Genomic DNA, 3,465 nt, shown 5'->3' with positions numbered 1-3,465 from the left:
CGCCTCCAGGGCCTCGACCGGGTCCTCGGAGACATGGGCCGAGGTCACCTCCAGCCCGCCGGGCCCGGCCCGCAGCTCCGCCTCCCGGTCGGCCAGCAGCCGCCGGCTGCGGCTGATCACCTCGTCCGTGCCGAGCACATCGGTCTTCGGCCAGGGCCAGGCCTGCAACAGGTGCAGCGGCACCCGGCGGCGCCGGGCCTCGCGGGCCGCCCAGTCGGTGGCGGCGAGGCTCTCGGGCGAGCCGTCGAATCCGGCGACGACCGGTCCGACGACAACCGGTCCGGCGGCGGTGGGATCGTTCATGGCTGCCTCCTCCGAGGGGACCGGTGCTGGTCAGCGCCCGCCGTCCGGTGGCGCCGGGACGGTGATCACCGGGCAGCGGGCGCGGCGGAGCAGCCCGTGCGGGACGGAGCCCAGCCGCATGCCGGTGAACCCGCCGTCGCCCCGCCGCCCGACCACGACGGCGAGCGCGTGCTCGGACACCCGTGCCAGTTCCTCGACCGGGTGCCCGTGCACCACCTCGTGGACGAGCGGGACCCCGGGGTGCCGCGCGTGCGGGCCCGCGGTGCCGGCGACCAGCTCCCGCCGGAGCTCCGCCTCCGCGGTGAGCGGGTCGGTCCGGTCGAACGGGGCGCGCTGGCGGACCCGGACGGCGCGCAGCCCGGCCCGCCGTTCCGCCGCGAGGTCCAGGGCGAAGCGGACGGCGTGGGCCGCGGCGGGGCTGCCGTCCACGCCGACCACCACGAACGGCGGGTCCTGGCCGGTGTGCTCCGGGCCGGGCACGACCACCACCGGGCAGCGGGCCTGGGCGCTCACCGGGACGGTCACCGAGGCGAGGCTCAGCATCTCCGCGACCCGGCTCAGCCGTTGGGTGCCGAGGACCACCAGCGAGGCGCGCGCCGACTCCCGGCACAGTGCGGGCGCCGGGACGTCCTCCTCGACCACCGTCGTGATCGCCAGCCCGGGATGGCGCGCCCGGGCCTCGCCGGCCGCCCGGTCGAGCGCCTCGTCGGCCCGCTCGCGCAGCGCCTTGTGGTAGTGGCCCTCGTCGGACGGACGGAATTCGCGGGCGACCGACGGGACCGCGTGCACCAACCGCAGCGGGAGCCCGCGCCGCTCGGCCGCGTCGGCGGCCCAGGCGGTGGCCGTGGGCTGGGGATCGCTGTCCACGCCGAGGACGACCGGGCGGCCTCCCCGGCCCGAGGTGGTGGCTGTCATGGTTCCTCCACACCGCTCCGCGTTCCGCTACGCCGCTGCTCCGCGACGGGCGCGCCGGTTTCGTTCCACCTCCATGGCACCACCGTCCGCCCCGCCCGGCAGCCGGTCAGCCGTCCACCGCGTCGCCCCGGTCACACGCCGTCGCCCCGGTCACGCCCGTCGTCCGGGTCACGCGCCGTCGCGCCGCACCGCCAGGAAGCTCGCGGTCCGCCCGGCGGGCGCGCCCCCGTGGGGCTCCGCCCGCAGCACCGTCCCGGCGAGGACCGTTCGCTGGTTGACGCCGGTCTCCCAATGGCGCAGGACGCCGCCGTCGTACTCGTAGTGGAAGTCGGCGATGGGCGGGCGGCCCCGACCACTCAGGGTGAAGGAGACCCGGGACGAGGCGGCCGACGCCGTTCCGGTCATATCCATGACGACCGGCGGCTCCTCTCCGGGATCCGAGAGGATCAGCTCGCCGTGGACGGCACCGCCCGGATCGGCCGCCAGCTTCAGCGTCGCCTGGGCGAACCGGAGCATGTTGAAGTCGTCGACGGGATCGGGCAGCTCCAGGAAGCTCCGATAGGTGTACGTTCCGGTCAATTCCGTGATGTTCATTTCCATTCCTCCTGGGATTGCTGAGACATCGGCGCAGACCAACGCTCGGAGACGTCATGACTGGCCGCCAGGCGGGCTGAGCCGGATGGCGGCACGGATCCCGATCCCGCGGGCCGCGTCGGGAACCGGCCAGCCTCCGGGTCCCCCGCGCCGGGGAGGGTGACGGGGCGTCAGGCTGATGGGAGGCTGCTCGTGGTCACGACCGACTTCTGGGTGGACGGCTCGGACATCATCGGCGGGCTCAACCTCTACGACACCAGACCGTGGTCCGCCCGGCACGGGTCACAGGTAGCACCGGCGGTGTCGGGCGCTGCCGGTGACGCGGCCGGCGCGCAGGGCGAGTTGGGCCAGCAGGGCGGCGCGCCGGTCGGTGGGGCCGAGCAGGTCGGGAGCGTGCAGCAGGAGTCGCCACCAGGCGCCGGCGGCGCCGGTCAGGGGGGAGGAGGGCATTCCGGCGCGGGCGAAGTCGCGGTAGAGCTTGGGGTGTGAGCGTCCGTAGCCGTAGGCCTGGCGGACGATGGCGCGGGTGTCGCCGCGGTGCCGGTAGTGGACGACGGCGTGCGGGGCGAACGCCAGCCGGTAGCCGGCCAGTTGGGCGCGCCAGAAGAACTCGGTGTCGTCGCCGCCGCCCCGGTAGCTCTCGTCGAAGCCGCCCAGGCGGGTCCACACCGCCTTGTGGAAGCCGCAGTTGGCGCCCGCCGGGTAGGGCAGGAAGCCGAAGGTGTCGAGCAGTGCGGGGGCCTTCTTGGGCGGGCGCGCGGCGAGCGCCAGCGGCCCGTTGAGCAGCCGGCGTTCGAGGGCGCCGCCGGCCGCCGGGCTGGTCCGCAGGGCGTCGACCAGGCCCGCCACCCAGCCGGGGGCCGCCACGTCGTCCGCGTCGCAGAGCAGCACGAACTCGCCGTCGGCGTGGTGGCAGCCGAGGTTGCGGGCCCGGTTGACGCCGGGGGCCCCGGAGAGGGCCACCCGCAGCCGTGGCATGCGCCGCTGCCAGGACCGCAGGAGCGCGCGGGTGCCGTCGCTCGAACCGTTCTCGACGACGATGACCTCCCACGGATCCGGATAGGTCTGCCCGCGCAGGGCCTCCAACTGGGTGGCGATGGTCGCCTCGGCGTTCCGCGCCGGGATGACGACCGAGACCAGGCCCACCGGGCGCGCGCCCCCGGTCATCCGGAGCTCCGTGCGGCGGGCCCCGGGGTCCAGACCGCGCGCAGCACGGCGGCGGTGTCGCGGAGGTCCGCCAGCACCGCGTCCGCGCCCGCCTCCCGCAGTTCGGCCGCGCCGTACGCGCCCGAGGCGACGGCGATCACCCGGGCGCCGCCGACCAGGCCCGCCCGTACGTCCCGGGGCGTGTCGCCGATCAGCACGGCGCTGTCGGAGTCGAAGCCGGTTCCGTACGCGGCCGCCGCGCGCCGCCGGGCCACCGGGACGAGCGCGGGCCGCTCGGGCGCGTCGTCGCCGTACGCGCCGACCTCGGCGTCCAGGAGGCCCGTGAGCCCGAACAGCCCCAGCTTCAGCTCGGCGTTGGCCCGCAGGTTCCCGGTGAGCACGGACTGGACGACCTCGCCGCGCGCCGCCATCGCCCGCAGCGCCTCGACGGCGCCGGGCAGGGCCCGTCCGGCGGCGCGGAGTTCGGCGGCCCGCCGACGGAGCTGG

At 76.3% G+C, this 3,465-nt stretch carries 5 protein-coding genes; all 5 read right to left on the bottom strand.

Annotation, left to right across the window (positions count from 1 at the left end; genetic code table 11):
* On the bottom strand, positions 1-303 hold a 303-nt coding region (locus ABD308_RS15865; protein WP_344334029.1), incomplete at its 3' end, for a universal stress protein.
* Positions 304-333: 30 nt separating this feature from the next.
* Positions 334-1,218, bottom strand: coding sequence for a universal stress protein (locus ABD308_RS15860; RefSeq protein ID WP_344334027.1), 885 nt, complete (start codon positions 1,216-1,218; stop codon positions 334-336).
* Between the two features lie 168 nt (positions 1,219-1,386).
* The gene (locus tag ABD308_RS15855; RefSeq protein ID WP_344334025.1) at positions 1,387-1,812 is read right to left on the bottom strand and encodes a hypothetical protein; all 426 of its coding nucleotides are present in this window, start codon (positions 1,810-1,812) and stop codon (positions 1,387-1,389) included.
* 282 nt (positions 1,813-2,094) lie between these two features.
* Positions 2,095-2,979, bottom strand: coding sequence for a glycosyltransferase family 2 protein (locus ABD308_RS15850; RefSeq protein ID WP_344334024.1), 885 nt, complete (start codon positions 2,977-2,979; stop codon positions 2,095-2,097).
* On the bottom strand, positions 2,976-3,419 hold the full coding sequence (locus ABD308_RS15845; protein ID WP_344334053.1) for an HAD hydrolase-like protein: 444 nt from the start codon (positions 3,417-3,419) through the stop codon (positions 2,976-2,978). The genes ABD308_RS15850 and ABD308_RS15845 overlap by 4 nt, the downstream gene beginning before the upstream one ends.
* Positions 3,420-3,465 lie beyond the last annotated feature (46 nt).

It is taken from the genome of Kitasatospora putterlickiae, from assembly GCF_039527695.1.
GTDB classification, from domain to species: Bacteria; Actinomycetota; Actinomycetes; order Streptomycetales; family Streptomycetaceae; genus Kitasatospora; species Kitasatospora putterlickiae.
This window is presented reverse-complemented; position numbering and strand designations above follow the sequence as displayed.